This window comes from Streptomyces niveiscabiei (genome assembly GCF_033794345.1).
GTDB lineage: Bacteria > Actinomycetota > Actinomycetes > Streptomycetales > Streptomycetaceae > Streptomyces > Streptomyces niveiscabiei.
On the sequence record NZ_JARAYJ010000014.1, the window covers coordinates 181,830 to 204,591 of the forward strand.

The 22,762-nt window shown below is 72.7% G+C and carries 19 protein-coding genes and 1 pseudogene; 10 read left to right on the forward strand and 10 right to left on the reverse strand.

Features of this window, described 5'->3' with window-relative positions; translation table 11 throughout:
* Positions 1 to 51: 51 nt before the first annotated feature.
* Complete coding sequence (locus PV682_RS21420) at positions 52 to 1,725, reverse strand: hypothetical protein (protein ID WP_319732157.1); 1,674 nt, start codon at positions 1,723 to 1,725, stop codon at positions 52 to 54.
* Between the two features lie 169 nt (positions 1,726 to 1,894).
* The gene (locus tag PV682_RS21425; protein WP_319732204.1) at positions 1,895 to 2,752 is read right to left on the reverse strand and encodes a hypothetical protein; all 858 of its coding nucleotides are present in this window, start codon (positions 2,750 to 2,752) and stop codon (positions 1,895 to 1,897) included.
* 293 nt (positions 2,753 to 3,045) lie between these two features.
* Here PV682_RS21425 and PV682_RS21430 point away from each other — a divergent pair, with 293 nt between their 5' ends.
* The gene (locus tag PV682_RS21430; protein WP_319732159.1) at positions 3,046 to 3,702 is read left to right on the forward strand and encodes a lipoprotein; all 657 of its coding nucleotides are present in this window, start codon (positions 3,046 to 3,048) and stop codon (positions 3,700 to 3,702) included.
* A gap of 376 nt (positions 3,703 to 4,078) precedes the next feature.
* Here the strand turns inward: PV682_RS21430 and PV682_RS21435 are convergent.
* Positions 4,079 to 4,293 (reverse strand): annotated as a pseudogene (locus tag PV682_RS21435) (alcohol dehydrogenase); the annotation flags it as partial.
* A 114-nt stretch (positions 4,294 to 4,407) separates the two neighbouring features.
* Positions 4,408 to 5,835 carry an alkaline phosphatase family protein gene (locus tag PV682_RS21440; RefSeq protein WP_319732161.1) on the reverse strand — a complete coding sequence of 476 codons (1,428 nt, stop codon included), beginning with the start codon at positions 5,833 to 5,835 and terminating at the stop codon, positions 4,408 to 4,410.
* A 448-nt stretch (positions 5,836 to 6,283) separates the two neighbouring features.
* Here PV682_RS21440 and PV682_RS21445 point away from each other — a divergent pair, with 448 nt between their 5' ends.
* From PV682_RS21445 to PV682_RS21455, 3 genes are all read left to right on the forward strand, one after another.
* Positions 6,284 to 8,995 (forward strand): SpoIIE family protein phosphatase, encoded by a 2,712-nt coding sequence (locus tag PV682_RS21445; protein ID WP_407705713.1) that lies wholly within the window; start codon positions 6,284 to 6,286, stop codon positions 8,993 to 8,995.
* Between the two features lie 201 nt (positions 8,996 to 9,196).
* Positions 9,197 to 10,561, forward strand: a complete 1,365-nt coding sequence (locus PV682_RS21450; RefSeq protein ID WP_319732162.1) for an FAD-dependent oxidoreductase — start codon at positions 9,197 to 9,199, stop codon at positions 10,559 to 10,561.
* A 92-nt stretch (positions 10,562 to 10,653) separates the two neighbouring features.
* Positions 10,654 to 11,616 carry a DUF1152 domain-containing protein gene (locus PV682_RS21455; RefSeq protein ID WP_319732164.1) on the forward strand — a complete coding sequence of 321 codons (963 nt, stop codon included), beginning with the start codon at positions 10,654 to 10,656 and terminating at the stop codon, positions 11,614 to 11,616.
* On the opposite strand, the gene PV682_RS21460 is transcribed toward PV682_RS21455, so the two are convergent.
* On the reverse strand, positions 11,587 to 12,585 hold the full coding sequence (locus PV682_RS21460) for a hypothetical protein (protein ID WP_319732166.1): 999 nt from the start codon (positions 12,583 to 12,585) through the stop codon (positions 11,587 to 11,589). The two genes, PV682_RS21455 and PV682_RS21460, sit on opposite strands and share 30 nt — an antisense overlap.
* Complete coding sequence (locus tag PV682_RS21465; protein WP_055718910.1) at positions 12,582 to 12,953, reverse strand: PadR family transcriptional regulator; 372 nt, start codon at positions 12,951 to 12,953, stop codon at positions 12,582 to 12,584. Before PV682_RS21465 ends, PV682_RS21460 begins: the two co-directional genes overlap by 4 nt.
* A gap of 299 nt (positions 12,954 to 13,252) precedes the next feature.
* Here PV682_RS21465 and PV682_RS21470 point away from each other — a divergent pair, with 299 nt between their 5' ends.
* On the forward strand, positions 13,253 to 13,774 hold the full coding sequence (locus tag PV682_RS21470; RefSeq protein ID WP_319732168.1) for a hypothetical protein: 522 nt from the start codon (positions 13,253 to 13,255) through the stop codon (positions 13,772 to 13,774).
* A 254-nt stretch (positions 13,775 to 14,028) separates the two neighbouring features.
* Positions 14,029 to 15,129, forward strand: coding sequence for a hypothetical protein (locus PV682_RS21475; protein WP_319732169.1), 1,101 nt, complete (start codon positions 14,029 to 14,031; stop codon positions 15,127 to 15,129).
* 55 nt (positions 15,130 to 15,184) lie between these two features.
* Here the strand turns inward: PV682_RS21475 and PV682_RS21480 are convergent, their stop codons facing one another.
* A complete protein-coding gene (locus PV682_RS21480; RefSeq protein WP_319732170.1) occupies positions 15,185 to 16,492 on the reverse strand; it encodes a hypothetical protein in 1,308 nt (435 codons plus the stop codon).
* Positions 16,493 to 16,728: 236 nt separating this feature from the next.
* Here PV682_RS21480 and PV682_RS21485 point away from each other — a divergent pair, with 236 nt between their 5' ends.
* From PV682_RS21485 to tgmB, 3 genes are all read left to right on the forward strand, one after another.
* On the forward strand, positions 16,729 to 17,007 hold the full coding sequence (locus tag PV682_RS21485) for a YkvA family protein (RefSeq protein WP_319732172.1): 279 nt from the start codon (positions 16,729 to 16,731) through the stop codon (positions 17,005 to 17,007).
* A gap of 192 nt (positions 17,008 to 17,199) precedes the next feature.
* A complete protein-coding gene (gene tgmA, locus PV682_RS21490; protein WP_055725104.1) occupies positions 17,200 to 17,391 on the forward strand; it encodes a putative ATP-grasp-modified RiPP in 192 nt (63 codons plus the stop codon).
* Position 17,392: 1 nt separating this feature from the next.
* On the forward strand, positions 17,393 to 18,376 hold the full coding sequence (tgmB, locus tag PV682_RS21495; RefSeq protein WP_319732174.1) for an ATP-grasp ribosomal peptide maturase: 984 nt from the start codon (positions 17,393 to 17,395) through the stop codon (positions 18,374 to 18,376).
* A 172-nt stretch (positions 18,377 to 18,548) separates the two neighbouring features.
* Here tgmB and PV682_RS21500 read toward each other — a convergent pair whose 3' ends face one another.
* The 3 genes from PV682_RS21500 to PV682_RS21510 are packed head-to-tail and all read right to left on the reverse strand — an operon-like array spanning position 18,549 to position 21,203.
* The gene (locus PV682_RS21500; RefSeq protein ID WP_319732177.1) at positions 18,549 to 19,025 is read right to left on the reverse strand and encodes a hypothetical protein; all 477 of its coding nucleotides are present in this window, start codon (positions 19,023 to 19,025) and stop codon (positions 18,549 to 18,551) included.
* Between the two features lie 44 nt (positions 19,026 to 19,069).
* On the reverse strand, positions 19,070 to 19,453 hold the full coding sequence (locus PV682_RS21505; protein ID WP_319732179.1) for a hypothetical protein: 384 nt from the start codon (positions 19,451 to 19,453) through the stop codon (positions 19,070 to 19,072).
* On the reverse strand, positions 19,434 to 21,203 hold the full coding sequence (locus PV682_RS21510) for an ABC transporter ATP-binding protein (protein ID WP_319732181.1): 1,770 nt from the start codon (positions 21,201 to 21,203) through the stop codon (positions 19,434 to 19,436). Before PV682_RS21510 ends, PV682_RS21505 begins: the two co-directional genes overlap by 20 nt.
* 176 nt (positions 21,204 to 21,379) lie before the next feature.
* Between PV682_RS21510 and PV682_RS21515 the strand changes: the two genes are divergently transcribed.
* Entirely contained in the window at positions 21,380 to 22,267 is an 888-nt protein-coding gene (locus PV682_RS21515; protein WP_319732183.1) for a Gfo/Idh/MocA family protein, read from the forward strand.
* Positions 22,268 to 22,762 lie beyond the last annotated feature (495 nt).

The following is a 22,762-nucleotide window of genomic DNA, read 5'->3' on the forward strand; positions in this document are numbered from 1 at the left end:
CACTTAAAGTCAGAGTGGATCATGTTACTTCCGGTACGGGAAAGCGGGCGCTCAGAGGGCTTCGTCACAGCAGCCGGGGCCCGTGCTCCGCCCCCGGCAGAAGCAGGACGACTCGACGGGTACGTCGGCCAACGCGCGGGCCACGGTGAGCTGTTGGCCGATCAGCGCGGCCTCGCCGTGCTTCCCGAGCCGTACGAGGCACTCGTGCAGGCCGTGCAGGGCCCAGACGTTGCCGGGGTGGTGGACCGCGCGCGGGAGCGCCGGGTCGAGGCCGAGGTCCGCGCGGTAGACCGCCTCGGCCTCGGTGACGCGGCCCTGTTCGAGCAGGAGCGCCCCGTACGCGTGCCGGGTGGGCTGCATCCAGCCCCAGGGCTCGTCGTACGGCAGGTTGTCGCTCAGTTCGACGGAGCGCTCCAGGGCGGCGAAGGCGCGGTCGACGTCGCCCTTGCGGTACTCCAGTTCGCCCTCCAGCATCGCGGCGGCGATGGCGAGGACGTCCTGGCAGGTGTTGTTGAACAGGGTCCGGGAGTCGGGGACGCGGGCGACGGCGGCGTGGAACAGGGCGTGTTCGGCCTCCGCCTCGGGGACGCGGCCGGTGGCGGAGAACGCGACCCCGCGCGCGTAGTGGTGCATCGCGGTGGTGACGCAGTACAGGTCGGGGTCGGCGGGGCGGGGCAGGGCGAGGACGTCGGTCCAGCGCCCGAAGCGGATCAGGACGTGGACGCGCATCGCGAGGAACCCCTCCAGCCAGTCGGCCATGGGCGGGCTCTCGATCCTGAGCAGGTCCTCGGGGATGGACTCCTCCAGGCTGCGGGCGGCCTCCAGGGCGACTTTCGAGGCGCCGAGGAACATCGCGCCGTAGATCCGGAAGTGGTGGTTGTGCGCGCGGTACAGGGTGTAGAAGTTCATCGCTCCCCCGCGCGCGTGCGCCTTCTCGTCGGCGGTGATCGCGGCGGTGTTGTCGGCGACCGCCCTGCGGTAGTCGCCGCAGAGGATCTCCAGGTGCGAGGGCATGTGCAGGAGGTGCCCGGCGTCGGGGACCACGCTCCGCAGCCGGTCGGCGACCGCGAGGGCGGCCTCCGGGGTGGGCGACATCTCCATGAGGTGGACGTACAGGTGCGGCAGGCCGGGGTGAGCGCCCTCGGGGTCGGCCGCCAGGGCGCGCTCCAGGACGTCCCGGGCCTCCCGCGTGCGCGCGCCTTCGGCGGGTTCCCCCGTCCTCAGGTCCCACAGCTGCCAGGGGGTGAGGTTCATGAGGGCCTCGGCGTACAGGGCCGCGACGTCGAGGTCGTCCGGCGCGAGGGCGTACACGGCCTCCATGGCGTCCGCGTAGGCGCGGTTCCACACCGTGCAGTCCTCGGCGGCCTGCGCGCGCGGGTAGCGGGCCCTGAGGGCGGCGATCAGGGCCCGTTCGACGGGCCGGGACCGGGCGGCGCGCTCCTGGGCCCGCTCGACGGCCTCGTGGGTGCGCTGGACGGTCCGCGCGAGGTCCTGGTCGTCGAAGAACTCCCAGGGCTTGTTGTAGTTCGGGCCCAGCGCGTAGGCGACGCCCCAGTGGGCCATCGCGCACTCCGGGTCGGCGCGCACGGCCTCCTCGAAGCAGGCGACGGCCTCCTCGTGGTGGAACGCGTACGTCCACACCAGGCCCCGGTCGAACCACTTCTGCGCCTCGGCGGACGCGGTGGTGACGAGCCGGCCGTAGCTCCCGAGGTCGTAGTACTCCATGCGCGCTCCCCTGCTCGCGGCCCCCCTCAGCGGCGGCCCCCGAGCGACGTATACCGCCCGGCGAGGGAGCTGCCGGACCGGTCCGCGCGGGGTGTGCCCGCACGTGCCGGGCCGGGTCGTCTCGTCCTTCCGTACGACGGGAGATCGTCGCCTCTGAAGGACAGCCCTGTCACCGTATTCGCCCGCACTCCGGGGCGGCCTCCCCGCGCACGCGTACGGCGGGCGCCTCGGCCTTCTTCGGCTCGGGCCCCTCCGGCGGCGCCACCTCGGCCGATGCCGTCGCCGTGGGCACCGGCTTCGGCCAGGGCACCCATGCCGGGAGCAGCGCCCGTACGCGGTCGCCCTGGCCGTGCAGGAGCCCCATGACGACCGCCGCCGCGACGGCGATGAGGTGTTCGCGGCCCGCGAGGTTGGGCTTGGCGATCGACTCGACGACCATCGAACCACCCGTGAGGGTGAACACGATCGGGGCCCGGCGGATGACGGACATGTACGTGAAGAGGCCCACGACGGCCGCCGAGGGGCCCGTGTCGAGGACCTTGCCGAACTCCGGGGACAGCCCGCCCCAGTGGTCGGGGCCCAGGGCGAGCATCACGCGGACGGTGAGCGTGCCCGAGAGGGTGGACGCGTAGGCGATGAACAGGGTGCGCGCGCGGCCGAGGGCGACCTCGGCGAGGGCGAAGGCCAGGAACAGCTGGGTGATGCCCGCCCAGACGGGCAGGTCGAGGGCCGGGACGTACAGCGAGATCGGCGTGCGCAGCAGGGCCTGCCACAGAGGCAGGTCGCCCTGGACGCCGCCGACCTCACGGACGATCTTCTCGCCCGTGTCGTTCTGGGCGATCGCGTGGAAGAAGATCACGCCCGCGCAGGCGACGATGGCGAGGGAGAGGGCGGAGGGGCCCCTGCGCCACAGTTCGCGCACCGGGTCGACGACGATGCCCTGGAGTTCGCCCCACAGGGTGCGCCCTATGAACGCGACGCCCCTGTAGAGCGGTGATCTCCGTCGGGTCCCCGCCTTCTCGTCCACTTCTCGCCCCACCGTCGTCCCCACTGGTCACCCGCACACACATTCGGAAGATCGAATCTAACTCCTGAGACGCCCGGAATCGACATTCAGGTTGATTTCGGTACCGGTTGCGCGAGGCGCACGCAACCGAACACCACGACCCACGCACTCACAACGACGGCCGTTCGCGGCCCTTGGTTTAGTCGGCGCCCGATCAAAGTGACCATCGCCACACCCTGCCGGAGGCGTTGTCAGTGGCCTCGATTACAGTCCGTTGTCAGATACGCACGAGAGGGGAACGCAGGGTGGGGAACATGCGACGGGGGATGTCGGCGGTACTGATGGCGGGGGTGCTGGCCGGGTGCGGGACGTCCGGGAGCGACGCGGACGGCGGTGCGGCGAAGAGCAGCGCGAAGGCGCAGGCGACGCCCTCGCCCTCCGCGTCCGCGTCCCCTCCGTCGGCCGCCTCCGGCGGGACGCTGGGCGCGAAGGGCTCCGCCTGCGAGCTGCCGGTGACCTTCCAGACCGCCGCGAAGTGGAAGGCCGAGTCCATAGCGGCGCCCAAGGGCGCCTCCGACGACCTCCTCGACGCCCTCCTGCGCCAGGGCCCCGTCACCGGCGTCTGCGAGATCGACGCCAAACCCGCGGGCCACATCGGCTTCATCCGCGTCTACCAGGGCAAGCCCGGCGACGCGGACGCGCGCACGGTCCTCAAGGGCTTCGTCGCCGCCGAGAAGGGCGTCAGCGAGGAGAAGTACGCGACGTTCACGGCGGGCAGCGCGTCCGGCGTGGAGGTCTCCTACCGCGTCCACGTGGAACTCATGGACGAGACCAAGTCGGAACACGCCCTCGCCGTCACCACCCCCGAGGGCCCCGTGATCATCCACCTGGGCGGCATCGACGACGCGGAGCACAAGGCCATGCTCCCGGCCCTCGACCTCGCCAAACGCACCCTGCGCGTCACCGCCTGAGGCCCCCCCGAGGATCTCGGACAGCGACGCACAGCGAAACACGCCCGAGTCACCACGACCCGCCGGCCACCGGGCCCGCACCCGCCGGGCCACCCGCACAGGAGTCGCCGCCGCTGAAAGGGCACCCGCGCGCGGACAGCCCCTCACCTACTGCCGGACACCAGCGGCACACACGCGGAATGCGGCAGACCCGGTCCGCCTCCCGCCACACCGTCGGCACCCGCCCGACGGCCTCGCCCTCACCTGCGGAAGGCCACCGGGGAACACACCCAGGGACCGGCCCGCCGCAAAGGCCCACCGGGCCCTCACGCAGCGCGGGCGAGGACCGGCGCCCCCCGTCGGGCGCCGGTGAGCCGGCCCAGCGCGAGAAGCTCCGCCGAACCGCCCCACCGAACCACCCAGCCGCCCCCGCGTCCACGCACTCCGTCGCACCGAAGGTCCGCGCGAGGTCCAGCGCGCGAGGTCCAGCGCGCGCGGGCTGACGTCGACGGCCACCACGCGCACGCCCGAGGCCGCCGCGACCATCACCGCCGACAGTCCGCCGCCCCCGCACCCGTGCCCGGCGACCCACTCCCCCGCCGCGCCACCCCCGCCCAAGCCTGTCGGCTCCCCACCCGCACCCCCGAAACCGCCCGGCTTCACAAACCCGGCAGCATCCCCCCGGACCCAGCAGCCCCCGCGAAACCCGCGCCCGACCGCCCGCCCTCACACCTGCGGCCGGCGCCCCCGCTCCTGCTTCGGAAACGTCTGCTCCGCCCCCGGCAGCGTCGGCTTGGGCAACGTCGCCACCTCCTCCTTCGCCTTGGCCAACTGCTCGGCGGTGTCATGGGGAAGACGGGGCGGGCGCGGCCGGGAGTGGGAGAAGCGGAACGCGGACGTGAGGTCGCCGAAGGTCTCCCGGCGCCAGTCGCTCACCTGAGGCTCGGCGACGCCCGTGAACCGCTCCAGGAACTGCAACGCGGAGGTGTGATCGAAAGCCTCCGTGGCGACCCAGCCGCCCACCGTCCACGGCGAGATGATGATCGCCGGCACCCGGAAGCCGCCCCCGATGGGCAGCCCCTTGATGAACTCCCCCGGCGTGCCGGCGGGCGGCGTGGGCGGGGCCACATGGTCGAACAGCCCGTCGTTCTCGTCGTAGTTGAGGATGAACGCCGTCTTGCGCCACACCTTGGGGTTGGCGGCGATGGCCTCGATCTTGGAGGCGACGAAGTCGGCGCCGGCGGCGGGCAGGTAGTCGGGGTGCTCCGACTGGTAGCTCGTCGGCATGATCCAGGAGACGGCGGGCAGCCGGTCGCCCCGGGCGTCGTCCTCGAACGTGCCCGCCGGCTGTCTCCGCACCCCGCGCTCGTAGAGGTCGGAGCCGGGCCGGGCGTTCTTGAACGCGGCGAACCGCTCCAGCATGTTGCAGCCGTAGTTGTCGTCCTCCTGGTACACCTTCCAGCTCACGCCGGCCGCCTGGAGGCGTTCCGCGTACGTGGTCCAGGTGTAGGGCTTGGGGGCGGCGTTGCTGGTGACGGGCCCGCCGTGGGTGCCCTCGGGGTCGATCGAACCGGTCATCCACATCAGGCGGTTGGGCCAGGTGGGTCCGAAGACCGAGCAGAAGTAGTTGTCGCAGATGGTGAACGTCTCCGCCAGCGCGAACTGGAAGGGGATGTCGCGACGGGTGTAGTAGCCCATGACGTACGGCCCGTTGACGCCGTCGGCCTTGCGGTGGGCCGGCAGCCAGCGGTCCATCTTCCCGTTGTTCCACGCCTCGTGCTGCACCGACCAGGCGTGGCTGGTGGACGGGATGGCCTGGGCACTGGAGGAGTGCGTGTCGAGGTGGAAGGGGAGCAGGTACCCCTTCGGGTTCTCGGCGTCCGGCTGGTAGAAGACGGAGCGCCCGGTGTCGAGGATCTGCGCCTCGGGGTCGGCGAAGCCGCGTACGCCCTTGAGGGTGCCGAAGTAGTGGTCGAAGGACCGGTTCTCCTGCATCAGCATGACGACGTGCTCGATGTCGCCCAGGGAGCCGTGCCGCGGCGCTCCCGCGGCGACGGCCTTCTGGACGCTCGGCGGGAGCAGGGAGAGGGCCGCGGCGCCGCCCAGCGTGCCGGCGGCGGATCCCAGGAGTCTGCGTCGGGTCAACTCGGCCATGAAAGCCCCTTGATGAGTGACGGACGGATCGCCGCTCACTCTTCTCCGCGCGTCTCAGGGGGCGTCAGGGACACCGGGTGAAATCCACCCCAACGTGTCGGGGGCAGTTGGCCAAGCCATGACGTACGTCACCTCCCCATCACCCCGCCGACTCCGGCCCGTGAACTTCCGCACGGAATCCACCGGTTCCCTGGACCGCGCTCGAACCCGGCACGCGGCCCGCTCAAACCCGCCCACCCGAACGCGCCCCTTTCCGGAACCCCCACACACCCCAATGCGCCCCCCTTCCGGAACCCCGCGCACCCCGACGCGCCCCCTCACAGGCCCCCGCTCCCGCTTCCCCCGCGAAACGATCACCCCCCGTCGGCCCGCCCCCGCCCCCGCGTGCGCCGCATCACCCTCCGTTACGCCTCTCGCCTCCCGGAGCCCGGCAGTGTAGACATGGCGCATGGCCCGTCGTCCCCGTGGACCACACGCACCGCGTCCGTCCGTCTCAGCCCGCCGCGCACGGGAGCGGCGGATCCCCGTCGCGCCGCGCCGGGCGCTGGGCCGGCGGAGTCTGGCCACCCAGGTGTTCGTGCTCCAGGTGGCCGTCGTCCTGCTGCTGGTCGTCGCTGCGGTGGTCGCGCTGGTGCTCCAGGTCCGGCACGACGGCACGGAGGAGGCCCGCAACCGCTCGCTGGCGGTCGCGGAGTCGTTCGCGAACGCGCCGGGGATGCTGGAGGCGCTGGCGTCGCCGGACCCGACGACGGTGCTCCAGCCGCGCGCGGAGGCCGCCCGCAAGGCCGCCGACATGGACTTCATCGTCGTCATGAACCCGGACGGCATCCGCTACACGCACCCGAAGCCGGACCGCATCGGCAAGAAGTTCGTCGGGACGATCGCGCCCGCGCAGGCGGGCGGCACGGTCGTCGAGGACATCGACGGCACGATAGGCCGCCTGGTCCAGGCCGTCGTCCCCGTGAAGTCGCCGTACGGCAAGGTCGTCGGCCTGGTGTCGGCGGGGATCACGACGGAGAGCGTCGGCGGGACCGTCGACCGTCAGCTGCCCCTCGTGCTGGTCACGGCGGGTGCCGCGCTGCTGCTCGCGACGGGCGGCACCGCGCTGGTCAGCCGCCGTCTGCTGCGCCAGACGCACGGTCTGGGCCCGCGCGAGATGACCCGCATGTACGAGCACCACGACGCGGTGCTGCACGCCGTGCGCGAGGGCGTCCTGATCGTGGACGGCGACGGCCGCCTGATGCTCGCGAACGACGAGGCGTACCGCCTGCTGGACCTCCCGCAGAACGCGGAGGGCCGGTACGTCATGAGCCTGGGCCTGGACGCGGCGACGGCGGAGTTGCTGGCGTCCGGCGCGGTCGTGTCGGACGAGGTGCGCCTGGTCGGCGACAAGCTGCTGGCGATCAACCAGCGCTCCACCCAGCTCGCCGGCGGCCCCTCGGGCAGCGTCGCGACCCTGCGCGACTCGACGGAGCTGCGGGCCCTGTCCGGCCGCGCGGAGGAGGCCCGCGAGCGGCTGGACATCCTGTACGCGGCCGGCGTCGGCATCGGCACGGACCTGGACGTGACGCGTACGGCGGAGGAGCTGGCCGAGCTGGCGATGCCCCGGTTCGCGGACTTCGTGACCGTCGACCTGTTCGACTCGGTGATCAAGGGCGAGGAGCCGGAGCCGGGCTCGGCGCTGCGGCGCACGGCGTCGACGGGGGTGCGCAAGGGCGCTCCGCTGTACGCGGTCGGCGAGCCGCTGAAGTTCGTGGAGTCGGCGCCGCAGGCCCGCAGCCTCGCGGAGGGCCGGGTGGTCCTGGAGGCGCGGCTCGACGCGTCGCCGGGGTGGCGGGCGCAGGACCTCGAACGCACCGAGCAGGTCGTCGAGTTCGGCATCCACTCGCTGATCACGGTCCCCGTGCGCGCGGGCGCGCTGGTGCTGGGTGTGGTGAGTTTCTGGCGTTCGGAGCGGCCCGAGCCGTTCGACTCGGACGAGGTGGCGCTCGCGGAGGAGCTGGTGGCGCGGGCGGCGGTCACCATCGACAACGCGCGCCGCTACACCCGCGAGCACAAGATGGCGGAAACGCTTCAGCGCAGCCTGCTGCCGCGCACGCTGCCCGCGCAGAGCGCCCTGGACATCGCGTACCGCTACCTGCCCGCGCAGGCCGGGGTGGGCGGCGACTGGTTCGACGTCCTGCCGCTGTCGGGGGCGCGGGTCGCGCTGGTGGTCGGCGACGTCGTCGGGCACGGGCTGCTCGCGGCGGCGACGATGGGCCGGCTGCGGACGGCCGTGCACAACTTCTCGGCGCTGGACCTCGCGCCGGAGGAACTCCTCGGTCTGCTGGACGAGTTGGTGAACCGGATCGACCAGGAGGACGAGTCGGCGGCCCCGGTGACCGGCGCGACCTGCCTGTACGCGATCTACGACCCGGTGTCGCGGCGCTGCACGATGGCCCGGGCCGGGCATCCGCCGCCCGCGATCGTGCACCCGGACGGCCGGGTGGAGTTCGCGGAGGTGCCGCCGGGGCTGCCGCTGGGCCTGGGCGGGCTGCCGTCGTTCGAGACGGTCGAGCTGGAGCTGCCCGAGGGCAGCCGGCTCGCGCTGTACACGGACGGTCTGGTGGAGTCCCGGGACCGGGACATCGACAGCGGTCTCGACCTGCTGAGCGCGGCCCTCGCGGGCGCGCCGGACGCGCCGGAGCCGACCTGTGTGGCGGTCCTGGACGCGCTGCTGCCGGCCCGCCAGAACGACGACATCGCGCTGATCGTCGCCCGTACGCGCGCGCTGGGCCCGGACCGGGTCGCGGAGTGGGAGGTGCCGATGGACCCGGCGGAGGTCGCGCGGGTGCGCGCGGCGGTCGCCCGGCGCCTGGTGGAGTGGGACCTGGAGGACCTGTCGTTCACGACCGAGCTGATCCTGAGCGAGCTGGTCACCAACGCGATCCGCTACGGCGGCGCCCCGGTGCGGGTGCGGCTGCTGCGCGACCGGTCGCTGATCTGCGAGGTCTCCGACGCGAGCAGTACGTCACCGCACCTGCGGTACGCGGCGATGACGGACGAGGGCGGGCGGGGCCTGTTCCTGGTGGCGCAGCTCGCGGAGCGGTGGGGGACGCGGTACTCGTCCGTGGGGAAGGTCATCTGGGCGGAGCAACCGCTCCCCGCAGACAGATGCTGAGTCTTCCCGGGGGGCAACCCCCGGGCCCCCGGCCGAAAAGCGGAAGTGAAACCCCGATAAACTGCTGGTCGCACCCGACGTCGGGAGAACTCATAAGACCGGTTTATGAGCTCATAGACCGGACCCGCGTACCGGGTTAGGCTTGCCTTAGTTTAGGCTTCCCGTCGAGTCGATCAACTGCCGCTCGAAGGGAACCTGATCATGCCCCGCCCCCTGCGGGTAGCCATCGTCGGAGCCGGCCCCGCCGGGATCTACGCCGCCGACGCGCTGCTCAAGTCCGATGTGGCCGCCGACCCCGGTGTCTCCATCGACCTCTTCGAGCGGATGCCGGCCCCGTTCGGACTGATCCGGTACGGCGTGGCCCCGGACCACCCCCGCATCAAGGGCATCATCACCGCCCTGCACCAGGTGCTGGACAAGCCCCAGATCCGCCTCTTCGGCAACGTCGACTACCCCACCGACATCAGCCTCGACGACCTGCGCGCCTTCTACGACGCCGTGATCTTCTCGACCGGCGCGATGGCCGACCGCGAGCTCGCGATCCCGGGCATCGACCTGGACGGCTCCTACGGCGCCGCCGACTTCGTGTCCTGGTACGACGGCCACCCGGACGTCCCGCGCACCTGGCCCCTGGAGGCCGAGAAGGTCGCCGTCCTCGGCGTCGGCAACGTCGCCCTCGACGTCGCCCGCATCCTCGCGAAGACGGCGGACGAACTGCTGCCGACCGAGATCCCGGCCAACGTGTACGACGGCCTGAAGGCCAACAAGGCGCTGGAGGTGCACGTCTTCGGGCGCCGCGGCCCCGCGCAGGCCAAGTTCTCCCCGATGGAGCTGCGGGAGCTGGACCACTCCCCCAACATCGAGGTCATCGTCGACCCCGAGGACATCGACTACGACGAGGGCTCGATCGCGACGCGGCGCGGCAACAAGCAGGCCGACATGGTCGCCAAGACGCTGGAGAACTGGGCGATCCGCGACGTCGGGAGCCGTCCGCACAAGCTGTTCCTGCACTTCTTCGAGTCCCCGACCGAGATCCTCGGCGAGGACGGCAAGGTCGTGGGCCTGCGCACCGAGCGCACGGAGCTGGACGGCACGGGCAACGTCAAGGGCACCGGCAAGTTCACCGACTGGGACCTGGGCGCCGTCTACCGCGCCGTCGGCTACCTCTCCGAGAAGCTCCCGAAGCTCCCCTGGGACCTCGACTCGGGCACCGTCCCGGACGAGGGCGGCCGGGTCATCGAGGAGAGCGGCAGCCACCTGACGTCCGTGTACGTCACCGGCTGGATCCGGCGCGGCCCGGTCGGCCTCATCGGCCACACCAAGGGCGACGCGAACGAGACGGTCGCGAACCTCCTGGACGACCACGCGAACGGCCGCCTCCAGGAGCCGTCGTCGCCGCAGCCCGAGTCCGTCGACGCCTTCCTGGCCGAGCGCGAGGTCCGCTTCACCACCTGGGAGGGCTGGTACAAGCTGGACGCCGCCGAGAAGGCCCTCGGCGAGCCCCAGGGCCGCGAGCGCGTCAAGCTCGTCGAGCGCGAGGACATGCTCCGCGAGAGCGGCGCCTGACCGGACCGATCCAGCGCGGGGCGGACCGTACAGAATTCTTGGCCGTACAGAATTCTTGTACGGCCGCCCCGCGCCGTTGTTATGGTCCCCCGATGTTCTCCCTCCCCGAGCCTCCCCTCTTCGCCCGCCTGCGCGACGCCCGCCGGGTCCTGATCGCCGGTGCGGGCGGCGGATTCGACGTGTACGCCGGGCTGCCGCTGGCGTTCGCGCTGCGGGCGGCCGGCAAGGAGGTCCACCTCGCGAACCTGTCGTTCGCGGACCTGTACGGCCTCCCGTCCGAGGTGTGGATCGAGCCGGACGTCGCCGCCGTACGCCCCGGCACCCCCGCGCGCGGCGACTACTTCCCGGAACGCACGCTCGCGCAGTGGCTCGACGGCCGGGGGCTGCCGTCCACGGTGTACGCCTTCGCGCGCACCGGCGCCGCGCCGCTGCTGGACGCCTACCGAGCGCTCCTCGACCACCTGGGCGGGGTCGACGCGATCGTCCTGGTCGACGGCGGGACCGACATCCTGATGCGCGGTGACGAGCAGGGGCTCGGGACGCCCGAGGAGGACATGGCGAGCCTCGCGGCCGTGGCCCGACTGGACGTCGCGGAGCGGCTGGTGGTGTGCCTGGGGTTCGGGGTGGACGCCTATCACGGCGTCAACCACGCGCTGGTGCTGGAGAATCTGGCCGCGCTGGACCGCGAGGGCGGATATCTGGGCGCCTTCTCGATCCCCCGGGAGAGCGCGGAGGGCGCCGCCTATCTGGATGCCGTCGCGCACGCGCAGGAGGCGACGGCGAGCCACCCGAGCATCGTGCAGGGGTCGGTCGCCGCCGCCGTACGCGGGCAGTTCGGGGACGTGCGGTTCACGGAGCGGACCAAGAAGGGCGAGCTGTTCGTGAATCCGCTGATGGCGATGTATTTCTGCGTGGACGCCGTCGCGCTCGCCCGGCGCAATCTCTACCTGGACCGGCTGGCGCAGACGGTGCTGATGCGGCAGATCAGTGCGCGGATCGAGGAGTTCAGGGACGGGCTGCCCCGGCTACGGGCGCCCCGCGCGTTCCCGCACTGAGCGCGCGGCCACGGCGGTGAGGGCGGCGGTCAGCAGGAGCAGGCCCGCCGCCTGGCCGACCGAGCCGAAGCGGGCGACGGCCGGGAGGACGTCGTACCAGTGGTAGAGGGTCGTCACGCGCAGGGCGAGCAGCAGGGCGCCGAGGGCCGCGAGGGCGAAGGCGGTGTCCGGGGTGCGAGGGCGCCAGGCCAGCCAGGCGAGGCCCGCGAGGAGGACGGCCGTGGAGGGGGCCCACACCGAGTCCGTGGCCAGGGGGAGGACGGTCTGGGAGGCGCCCATGACCACGCAGGCGGCGAGGTAGGCGAGGCCGGGGGTGCCGGCGGGGAGGGCGGCCGGCGGGGCGTCGTGGTGGTAGGCGGCGTACACCGCGAGGACGGTGAGCCAGGCGAGCAGGCCGTTGGCGGTGGCGTAGGGCAGGTCCGGCGGGAAGGCGTCGGTGACGAACGGGGCGACGAACACCCAGAGTTCGGGCAGCGCGGCGACGGCGGCGGTGATCCCGGCGAGGCGCCTGCGGTCGCGCAGGAGCGCGAAGTAGGCGACCGTCCACAGCAACGGGAGCGTCCACTCCAGGACGGCGACCGGCACGCTGTTCCCCGGCCCCCGGCCGTTGAAACGGGTCAGGAACAGGTCCCACTGCGCCGATCCGTGGGAACTCCCCCAGGTCAGTTCGAGGACCCGGTCCACGAGCGCGGAGGCGGCCTGGAGGAGGAGCGCGAACAGGGCGAACCGCCGTACGGACGCGCCGAACAGGGCGTACCGGCGCGGCGAGGCGGCCGTGCCGAGGCGGGTGCGGACGGCGAGCGCGGCGATGCTCGCGACCTCGCCGAGCGTGGGGCGGCTCTGGTCCTGGGTCTCCTGGTCGACGTCCCACAGGTACGTCTCGACCATCTCCTCCTCGCGCTCGCGCCGGTAGTAGGCGGGCAGCAGGCGCAGGACGGTCCGGTAGCGGGATTCCAGCAGCGTGCTCATGCGACTCCTCCGGCGAGTCCGGGGCCCGTCACGGGCGGTACGACGGGTGCGGCCGGGCTGTGGCCGCCTTCGGCGATACGGCGCTTGGCCGCGCTCGCGCCCGCCGCCATGCGCTCCGCCTCGGCGTCGAGCGCGGCGACGCCCTCGTCGGTGAGGCGGTAGTACCGGCGCAGCCTGCCCTGCTGGACCTCCTCGCGGTCCAGGACGATCAGGGCGTCGGCGGTGAGTCTGTCGAGGACGCCGTAGAGCGTGCCGACCCTGAGGCTGACCTCGCCGCCGGAGAGGTCCTCGACCTCGCGCAGGATGCCGTACCCGTGCCGGGGCTGGTCCGCGAGGGCCGTCAGCACGAAGAACGCGGCCTGTGTCATGGACTTCGTTCCCATGGAACCGAATATATCGGCTGCCGATATATTTCGCACGCCGGAACGCGATCACGCGGGCGCGGGCGTGCGGGCGCGGGCGTGCGGACACGGGCGCGCCGCCGGGCCGCGCGTCCCCGCCGCAAGGAGAAGGCTTCGGCATGCTGTGAACCGCCCTCGACCCGGGTAGATCTCCCTTTGCGCACCTTCGCGCAGCACTCTCGACAACAAAAGGACACATGGCCTTGGCTCTCGCGTACCCTGACGCACCATCAACTCGTCGCCCGGGACGGTCGTGGACGATCCGCGTGACGGGGCACCGCGACCGGACCGCCTCCGTCACCTGCTCCTCGAACTGCCCGATGCCGGCCCGTTCCCGCGATGTCGCGGCCCTGCGCCGCTTCGCGGAAGCGCACGCCGCCGCGCACGCGCGCGCGGCGACCGTCCGGCCCGATGCCGCGTGCGGCTGCCGCCAGCTGAAGTGCGCGGCCCACGAAGGCACGCGCGCCTCCTGCGCGGGGGCCGTCGTCCTGGTCCTGCGCCACGATCCCGCCGTCGGGCAGGTCTGGACCCTCATGGAGGTCTGCTCCACCTGTGCGCCGCTGATGTCCCACACGCGGGTCGTCGCGCGGGCCGCTCCGCGTGCCCGGCAGGGGGGCGACGCGCCGCCGGCCGCCGCGCCGGTCACGGCCGCGCAGGCGCCCCCGGCCCAGGCCGCCCGTGCCGTGCCGGGCGGGTTCAGCGCGCCCGCGCGCGAGGGCGGGGGCCTGGAGGAGGCCGTACCCCGTCGGCGGCGGGGGCGGACCGGGGGTGGGGGGAGGCGGGACTGAAGGGGGACATATCCAAGGTTCCCGTGCGGACAGGGCCCGCCCCGACGCGGATGACGGGCCGGCCCTGTCCGCCCTGACGATTGTCGTCGGGGCGGAAGCGGCGGGGGTACGGGTGTGCGGGGGTTATGTGGGGTGCGGGGTGTGTGCCCCGGGTGTGTCGTCCGTACGGGGTGTGTGGGCCCCTCTTGATCGGATGTGGGGGTGAGCGGCGATACTGGGAGGTCCGTATCGTTCTCCGCTCATCAGATGGATCCATGTCGAGCTCCAGCGCCACCCCTCCGTCCACCCCGTCCACCGTGTGGCTGACCCGGGGGCTGCACACCGGCTCCGCGCCGGGGGAGGTGGTGCGCGGGTATCTCCAGCGGCTCAAGGAGACCGAGGAGATCGTCGACTTCCTGGAGCTGGGCGAGGACGTGCGGCCCCCGGGGCGGCTCGTGTTCGAGGCCCGCTGGACGGTCGGCGAGGACGTGACCGTCCGGGCCCGGCTGGAGATCGCCGAGGAGGCCGAGCGGGGGACGACCCGGCCGTGGGCGCTCGTCGCCGAGGCCGAGGAGCCCTGGAACCGGCACTGGCCCTCCCCCGCGACCCGGTTCTGGTCCGAGGAGCCCTGGGAGATCGACGGGCAGTGGGACCACTCCCAGGTCGCCGGGCTGCGCTTCCGGGAGGCCAACGCGCTGCCCTCGGACGACAAGGATCTGCGGCGCGTCCTCAAGAGCGCGATGCGCGACGACTGGTCCATCCACGTCGTCGTCCACGAGGCCATGACGCCGGACGCGCGCGGGCGGCTCCCCCTGACGCGGTTCCTCACCGACGGGCTGCGCGACCGGGTCGTCGAGCACCGCGCCGCGCCCCAGCAACTCCGTGCGGTCAACTGGGCGTTGAAGGAGTCGCGGGCCGAACTCCCCCGGGGCGGCGCGGTGATCCTCCCCCACGGCGACGTCGACCCCGCCGACTTCGCCGTCCGCACCGTCTTCCTGGACGGCTCCGAGCCCTCCGAACTCGTCGAGGCCATCACCCGGTTCACGACGGTGCCCCAGCAACTCCCCGACGACGCGGACGCGTTGCTCACGGCCCTGCGCGAGGACTGGCATCTCCTCACCCTGCGGGAGGAGCTGGACCGGGAGCGGCAGCTCGTCGCGATGTACGCGGACGCGCTGGACGCGATGACCAAGTCCCGTGACCTGTACCGGGAGGCGGCCGAACGGGCGCACGAGGCGCTGGAGGTGTTCCGGGAGTCCGCGGGGGTGGTGGACAGCGTGTCGGAGCCTACGCCGGCGCGTCCCGCGCAATCGCCGTTCCAGCAGATCACGCGGACGTTCGAGCGGTTCAAGCTGCCGAAGAAGCCCGGGGATTGAGAAGGTGGCCCACGCCGTTTCTCCGGCGTGGGCCACCTCCCCCTCAGTTAACCCGTCACCTTCCCTGCGTCGGCTGTGCCGCCAGCAGCAGGGTCGTCAGCGACGCCAGTGCCGCGCACGCCGCCAGGCCTCCCGCCAGCCAGCCCGGGGCCGCTGTCAGGTCCATCGCCCGGGTGAGGGAGGCCGGGCCCATCCGTCCGTGCAGCAGCTGACCGGCTGCCAGTGCCGCGGGGACGAGGAGGGTCAGGGCCAGGACCGGGACCGCCGGGCGGATCGTCAGGAGGACTCCCAGGATCGTGCAGGCCAGGGCCGCGCCCAGGACGAGGCCGTAGATCTGGGGGGACTCACCGTCGCGGTGGAGGGGAAGGGTCGCCGCGCCCGTCGCGAGGAGCAGGAGCGCCGTGAGGCGGCCCGCCCTGCGGGTGGCTCGGTCGGGGGCACGCCTGCGCGCGGCCGTGGCGAGGCGGGCGGTCTCCTCGTCGTCGTACGCGGTCCCCGTACGGGAACTGCCCACCGGCACCGCGCGCGGCAGCTCGCCGTGTACGGCCATCCCGCGCGCCGGTTTGGGACGTGCCCCGGCGTGCACGCCCCCGTCAGGCGCCGCTTGCGCGCTTCCGCGCTTCCAGCGGCGGGGGCGCCGGGGCGCGGCCTCCTCGGGGGCGGGGGCGTCGCCTCGGTACGCCCGGTGTACGGGGCCGGTCTCCGCGGCGGGCGGGGTCCGGCGTCCGCCGGGGCCGTCACCGGAGCCCGGACGGGAACCGGGGCCGAAGCGGGAGCCGGAACCGGTGCCCGGGGCTCCTGGGCCGGTGCCGGGGCCGGTCGTGGGGTCGTGGTCCGGCGGCGCCGTGCCCACGACCGTGCGGTCCGGCGCTGTGCGCGCCGCCCGTTCCTCCTCGCTCAACCTGCCGATCAGCTCGGCGAGTTCCTCCACGGGGCGGCGGGTCGCTGCGGTGCGCAGGGCCTCCTCCTCGCAGTGGGGTTCGAGGGGGGTCCGGTGCAGGAGCGCCATCAGGTGGGTGACGTCCTCGACGGGCCGGCGTTCGGCCGCCGCGCGGATGATCTCGTCGGCGCCCTCGGCGGGGCGGGGCGGGCGGGTGAGGAGGGTGACGAGGCGGGTGACGTCCTCGACGGAGCGGTCCACTCCGGCGGCGCGCAGTGCGTCGGAGGCGGCCCGGGCCGAGGCGGGCGACTGCTCCAGGAGGGTGATGAGTTCGGCCAGTTCCTCCAGGGACCGGTCGGCGACGGCGGCGCGGACGAGGCCGTCGACGGCGGTGCCGGGCGGAGGGGTGTCGGGGGGTGCGAGGCGCTCGCCCCCGGGTATGGCGGTCGGGTTCGGACGGACGGACGGAGAGCGGGTGGTCATGCTGTTCTCCATGAAATGGGTGCGGCCACATCAGCGCCCCCGAGTGCGGCGCGCGGCTACCCTGCCCATTAGGGACACCCGTACGGCTTCGCGCCACTCGGGTGAGCCGCTGGGGTGAGCCAAGCCTCTCCAAACCCGCGGTCCGGGAACCTACTAGGCGATACGAACGTCTTGTGCGGGTACTCCGAACAGTGGGAGCCGCGCCGTGCGGCTTCCTCGGACCCCCGGGAGGGGACGTGGACACGACCACGACGGTGCTCGTCGTCGCCGCGCTCCTCGCGGCCGTCGTGCTCGCCGCCGCCGCCGCCGTCGCCGTGGCCGTACGGCTCGTGCGGACGCGGCGGGAGCTTCGGCGGGCCGGACTGCCGACCGGGCCGCGCTGGATCTTCTGGGGCGCGGTCCTCTACTTCGTGCTGCCGACCGACCTGTTGCCCGACCCGGTGTACCTGGACGACATCGGGGTGCTGCTCCTCGCGCTCCGTTCGCTGCGCACCTCGTCCAAAGACCTCGTCTGAACCGGATCAACCTTTTCGTCCCCCCGCGTGGTCTCCAGAGCCGGGCACTCGACGCGCCGCGATCACGCACCGTAAGGAAACCAATCACCCGTTCGATTCGTATAAGTCAATGGAAGCCCAAGTGAATCACCGGGCGACGCGACGACGCGGCAGACGACGGCTTGGTCGGCGCAGCACGGAAGAGGAGAGACGATGCAACCGTTCGCGCTCAACTACGCACGCCCGGCGGCGGAGTTCGAGGCCACGACTCCGTACGCCTACGACCCAGGAATGCAGTTGAACGTCACCTCGGACGGGAGGATCGCCGCGGCGGACCTCACCCTGCTCAGGGAACTCGGCACGACGACGTCCACGGCGGGTTCCAAGACGCACTTCGACGACTGAGATGACGGTTCTCATCCTCACCTGCGAGGAGGACGTGACGGCGGACATGGTCGTCGTGCACCTCAACGCGACCGGGGTGCCGGTGGTCCGGCTGGACCCCGCCGACCTGACGGACGGGGTCGCGCTCTCCGGCGAGTACGTGCACGGCGGCTTCCGCGGCCATCTCTGGGCCGCCGGGCGCCTGTTGGGCATGGACGGCCTGCGGTCGGTGTGGGTACGGCGCCCCGGCGCGCCCGCGTCGCACGCCCCCGCGCCCTCCGAGTGGCTCACGGAGGAGTCCGCGCAGGCCCTGTACGGCATGCTGCGCTCGACGGGCGCGCGCTGGATGAACCATCCGGACGCCGCCCGCCGGGCCCGGCACAAGCCGTGGCAGCTGCGGGTCGCGCAGCAGAGCGGGCTGCCGGTGCCGGCCACGCTGATCACGACATTCCCGCAGGCCGCGCGGGAGTTCGCGGAGCGGTTCCCGGATCTCGTGGTCAAGCCGGTGTCGGGGGCGCATCCGCAGGAGCCGCCGCGCGCGGTGCCGACGAGCAGGGTCGCGCCGGACGCGGACTTCTCGGCGGTGGCGTTCGGGCCGACGCTGCTGCAACGCCGGGTGCCCAAGCGGGCGGACGTCCGGCTCACCGTCGTCGGTGAGCGGATGCTGGGCGCGCGCAAGGAGGTCGCCGCCGACGCCGGCCCCGACGAGATCGACGTCCGGTTCGCGTCCCCGGCGATGCCCTGGGTGCCGGTCGAGGTGCCGCCCCGGGTCGCCGAAGGGGTCCTCGCGTATCTCCGGGCTGCCGAACTGGCGTACGGCGCCTTCGACTTCGCCGAGGACTCCGACGGGACCTGGTGGTTCCTGGAGTGCAACCAGTCGGGGCAGTTCGGGTTCGTCGAGGTGGAGACGGGGCAGCCGATCGCCCGCACGATCGCGGAGTGGCTGGCGGCGCCGGGGGCGGGGGAACGGGAGTCGTGCGACGGGAGTGACTCGGTGGCTTCGTGAGGGGTGCCCGGAGTGCCCGGGGCGGGCGAGCAGGCGTGGGGCGAAACGATTCGCCAAGCGGAGGGAACGGTTCATCGCCGGACCGCGTCCTGTCCTGGTCCGGCCCGTCCCCGGCCTGCCCCGTCCCCGGCCTGGTCCGGCCCGACTGTTCGCCGGGCCGGACTGCGTGCCGTCAGGCGGTCTCCTCCGGTGCCACCGAGAAGCCGACCTCTCCGCCGGGCTCCTCACTGAGCGTGTCGGGGAGTCCGCCGAGCGCGCGGCACAGGTGCTCGGCCATGCCCCGGGTCAAGGGGCCGTCCGGCGGCGGGACCCGGCGTGGGCCGTCCGCATCGGTCCCGCCGCGCGAACGCGCGTACTCGGCACCCCAGTCGGCGTACCGGGGCAGCGCCAGCTTCCCGCCGCCCTCCAGGAACTCCCGCGCGGCGGCGGCCACGACGACCCGGACCCGCCGCTCGAAACTCCCCGGCACGATCTCGGTGACCAGGGTGACCCGGACCAGCCCGTTGCCGTCGTCCATCCCCCACGGCAGGGTCCACTCCAGCACCCCCGGCACCGGCTCCTGGCTCCGCTTCCCGGCCCGCGCGACCAACACCGCGAGCACGGGCCCCAGTTCACGTGCGACGTACTCGTGCCACACGTCGACGGCCATGCGCATCCCCCCTCTTCACGACACTGTCGCGTCTGCCATCGACCTTAGACGCCGAGATGGCGCAGGGTCTCGGGCGCGGGCGAGCTGTACAGGTCGCCGTCGCGGATCTGCCACTGGCTCGCGCCCTCCACCTCGTGGGTCGCGAGGAAGAAACCGGTGACCGGGTCGCCGTCCGCGTCGGAGGCGGGGAGTCCGGCGATCCGCCTCAACTGGTCGAGCAGCCACGGGGCTTCGCCGGCCCGCAGGTCGGCGCCGAAGAAGGCGTAGCGGGTCCGGTTGACGGGGGCGGGAAAGCTCCAGCCGCCGCTGTAGAAGCCGTCGTCGGCGGCGCGGACGATCTCGTGGACGGCCGCGAGTTGCCGGTCGTCGCACTCCAGCCAGCCCCGGACGCTGATGAACGCGCCCGTCTCACGCCGCCTGTCCGGCATGCAGCGCCGTGTACGCCCCGCCCCTGCGCAGGAGTTCGTCGTGGGTGCCGACTTCGCGGATGCGGCCGTCGTCCATGACCACGATCCTGTCGGCGCCCCGGACGGTGGAGAGGCGGTGGGCGACGACGAAGGTGGTGCGGCCCTGGAGGAGGCGGGCGAGGGCCTGTTGGACCAGGGCCTCGGAGCGGGTGTCCAGGGCCGAGGTCGCTTCGTCGAGGACCAGGACCTTCGGGTCGCGGATCAACGCCCGTGCGATGGCGAGGCGTTGGCGCTGGCCGCCGGAGAGGCGGGCGCCCCGTTCGCCGACCAGGGTGTCGAGGCCCTGCGGCAACTTGTCGACGAACTCGAGGGCGTTGGCGTCGCGCAGGGCCGCCCGCACGGACGCCTCGTCGGCCTCGTCCTCCATGCCGTACGCGACGTTCTCGCGGATCGTGCCGTCGAAGAGGATGGACTCCTGGGGGACGACGGAGACGAAGCGGCGGTACGTGCGCAGGTCCAGGGTGCTCATGTCGGCGCCGTCCAGGAGGAGTTGGCCCGAGGTCGGCCGGATGAAGCCGATGACCAGGTTGAGGACGGTGGACTTGCCCGCGCCGGACGCGCCGACGAGGGCGATCGTCTCGCCGGGTGTGACGTCGAGGGTGAAGTCGCGGACGGCGGCCCGGCCGGCGTCGTACGCGTGGTCGACCTGACGGAACGTCACCGAGCCCTGGACGGACGTGATTTCGGTCTTGCCGTCGTTGTCCTCCGTCTCCGGCGCCTGGAGGACCTCGCCGATCGAGCGGACCGACTCCAGACCCTTGGTGACGAGCGGGGCGAGGCCGGTGAGGGTGGTGACGCAGCCGGTGAGGGTGGTCAGGAAAGCACTGAGCATGACGACGTCACCGGCGCTCACGCCCCAGGTGCCGTAGTACGAGACGAGCGCGGCGCCCGCGAGGACCAGGACGCCGACGACGTTGAGGACGACCCAGGCCAGCGAGCCGAAGCGGCCGTTGACCAGGTCGAGCCTGAGGCCCGAGTCCAGGAGGCGGCTCAGCGTGCCGTCCATGCGGCGCAGCGCCTTGCGCTCCAGGCCGTGCGCGCGGGTCACCGGGATGAGGCGGGTCATCTCGGTGACGCGGGACGACAGGGCCTCCACCTCGTGCCGGAAGTCCTCGTTGTGGCTGCGCAGGCGTTCCCTGAGGCGGGCTACGACGAACGCGGCGGCCGGGACGACCACGAGGAACACCGGCAGGAACTCCGGTGTGCGCACGCCGATGATGATCAGGCCGCCGGTCAGGACGGTGACCGCGCCCAGGCCCTGTTCGGCGGTCTGCTGGACCATCTGCTCGACCGACTCGACGTCCCGGACGACCTTCGCCTGGAGCACGCCCGCGCTGACGCGGGAGTGGTAGCCGATGGAGAGCTGCTGCATGCGGGTGCACAGCGCCGAGCGCAGGGTCGTGCCCATGCGGCGCACGCTGCCGTACAGGAGCCGTACGTACAGCAGGTGCAGGGGGTAGTTGACCAGCAGGATGAACATGATCACGCCGGTGCTCGTCCACAGGCGGCCGATCTCGCTGTGCTGGACGACGGTGTCGATGATCGACGCGGTGATCAGCGGAAGCAGCCAGATGGGGCTGTGCTTGACGGTGAACACGACGACGGCCGCGAGGATTTTGCGGCGGTCGGCGCGCAAGAGGTAGGCGAGTGTGCGGACAGGGTGCTCGTCCCGGTAGCGGTGGTCGAGCGGTCGCTCGTACGACGACGCCATGGGCGGTTGTCCTCCGGATCCCTGCGGATGTCTTCGGCGGGCGACCGACAGCAAGCGCTTTCTGCCGGTCCGGAGAAGTACATCAGGGATCAGCGGGTTCGGGTGGGGTGTCCGGCCGGTGAGATCGGCTTCCCCAGGCCTTGCGTGCGCGGTCCCGGCGCGGAGAGGGTGACGTCATGCGCATCGGACTGCTCGGTACGGGGCCGTGGGCCCGGATCGCCTACGCTCCCGCCCTCTCGGGGCACCCCTCCCTCGAATTCGTCGGGGTGTGGGGGCGGCGGGGGGAGGCCGCGAAGGAGATCGCCGGGGAGTACGGGGTCCGGGCGTACGACGACGTCGACACGCTTCTCTCCGATGTGGACGCCGTCGCCGTCGCTCTGCCGCCGGATGTCCAGGTCGCGTTGGCCACGCGGGCGGCTCTCGCCGGGCGGCATCTGCTGCTGGACAAGCCGCTCGCGTTGTCCTCCGGGGCCGGGCGGGAGTTGGTGGCGGCGGCCCGGGAGAGCGGGGTCTCGTCCGTCGTGTTCTTCACGGCTCGGTTCGATCCCGTGATCTCCGCGTGGATCCGTGAACAGGGGGCCACGGAGGGGTGGTTCACCGGGCGGGCCGAGTGGCTGGGGTCCGTGTTCACGTCCGCCGGCAGCCCCTTCGCGCAGTCGCCGTGGCGGCGGGAGAAGGGGGCCTTGTGGGATGTCGGGCCGCATGCGCTGTCCGTGTTGCTGCCGGTGCTGGGGGATGTGACCAGGGTGGGGGCCGCCGCGCACGGGCCCGGGGACACGGTCCATCTCGTGCTGGAGCACTCCGGTGGGGCGTCCAGCACGGTGACCCTGAGCCTGACGGCTCCCGACGCGGCCTCCGGGAACGCGGTGGAGTTTCGGGGGGAGGCGGGGGTGGTGGTGCTGCCCGAGGGGGTCAGCGATGCGGTGAGTGCGTTGAGCGGGGCGGCCGATGCGCTGCTGGAGGCGGTTGCCTCCGGTCGGCCGCACGCCTGTGATGCGGGGTTCGCTCTGCGGGTGACGGAGATTCTGGAGGCGGCGGAGGGGGTTTTGGGGGCGGGGGTGTAGGTGCGCCGGATGGGGTGCCGCAGCAGGTCTGACGGCGGCTGCGGCACCGTCGTGGCCGCTCGCGCCCACGCGGCGGCAGCCGCACATCAGACACAGCCCCGCGCCCCTGGAGGGGCGGCGCTGCGCGCCCCATCAAGACGCGTCCCAGGCGGTGGCTGCGGCGCCGCAGGGGCTGGTCGCGCCCGCGCGGCGGTAGCCGCATATCAGGCACAGCCCCGCGCCCCTGAATGGGCGCTGCGCGCCCATCAAGCCTCGCCCGCCAAAGTGCCGCGGCAGGCCGGATGGCGACTGCGGCGCCGCGGGGGCTGGTCGCGCCCGCGTGGCGGAAGCCGCCATCAGATACAGCCCCGCCCCACCAAGACGCGCCCCGTCCTACGCAAAGGCTTCGCCCCCGGCGGGCCTTTCCCCTTGGGCGTGGACACCTTGGACACTGGACCTTGAGGGTCCAGAGGAAGAGATGTCACGCATGGTGATGAAGGTGTATTCGGCGGAGTT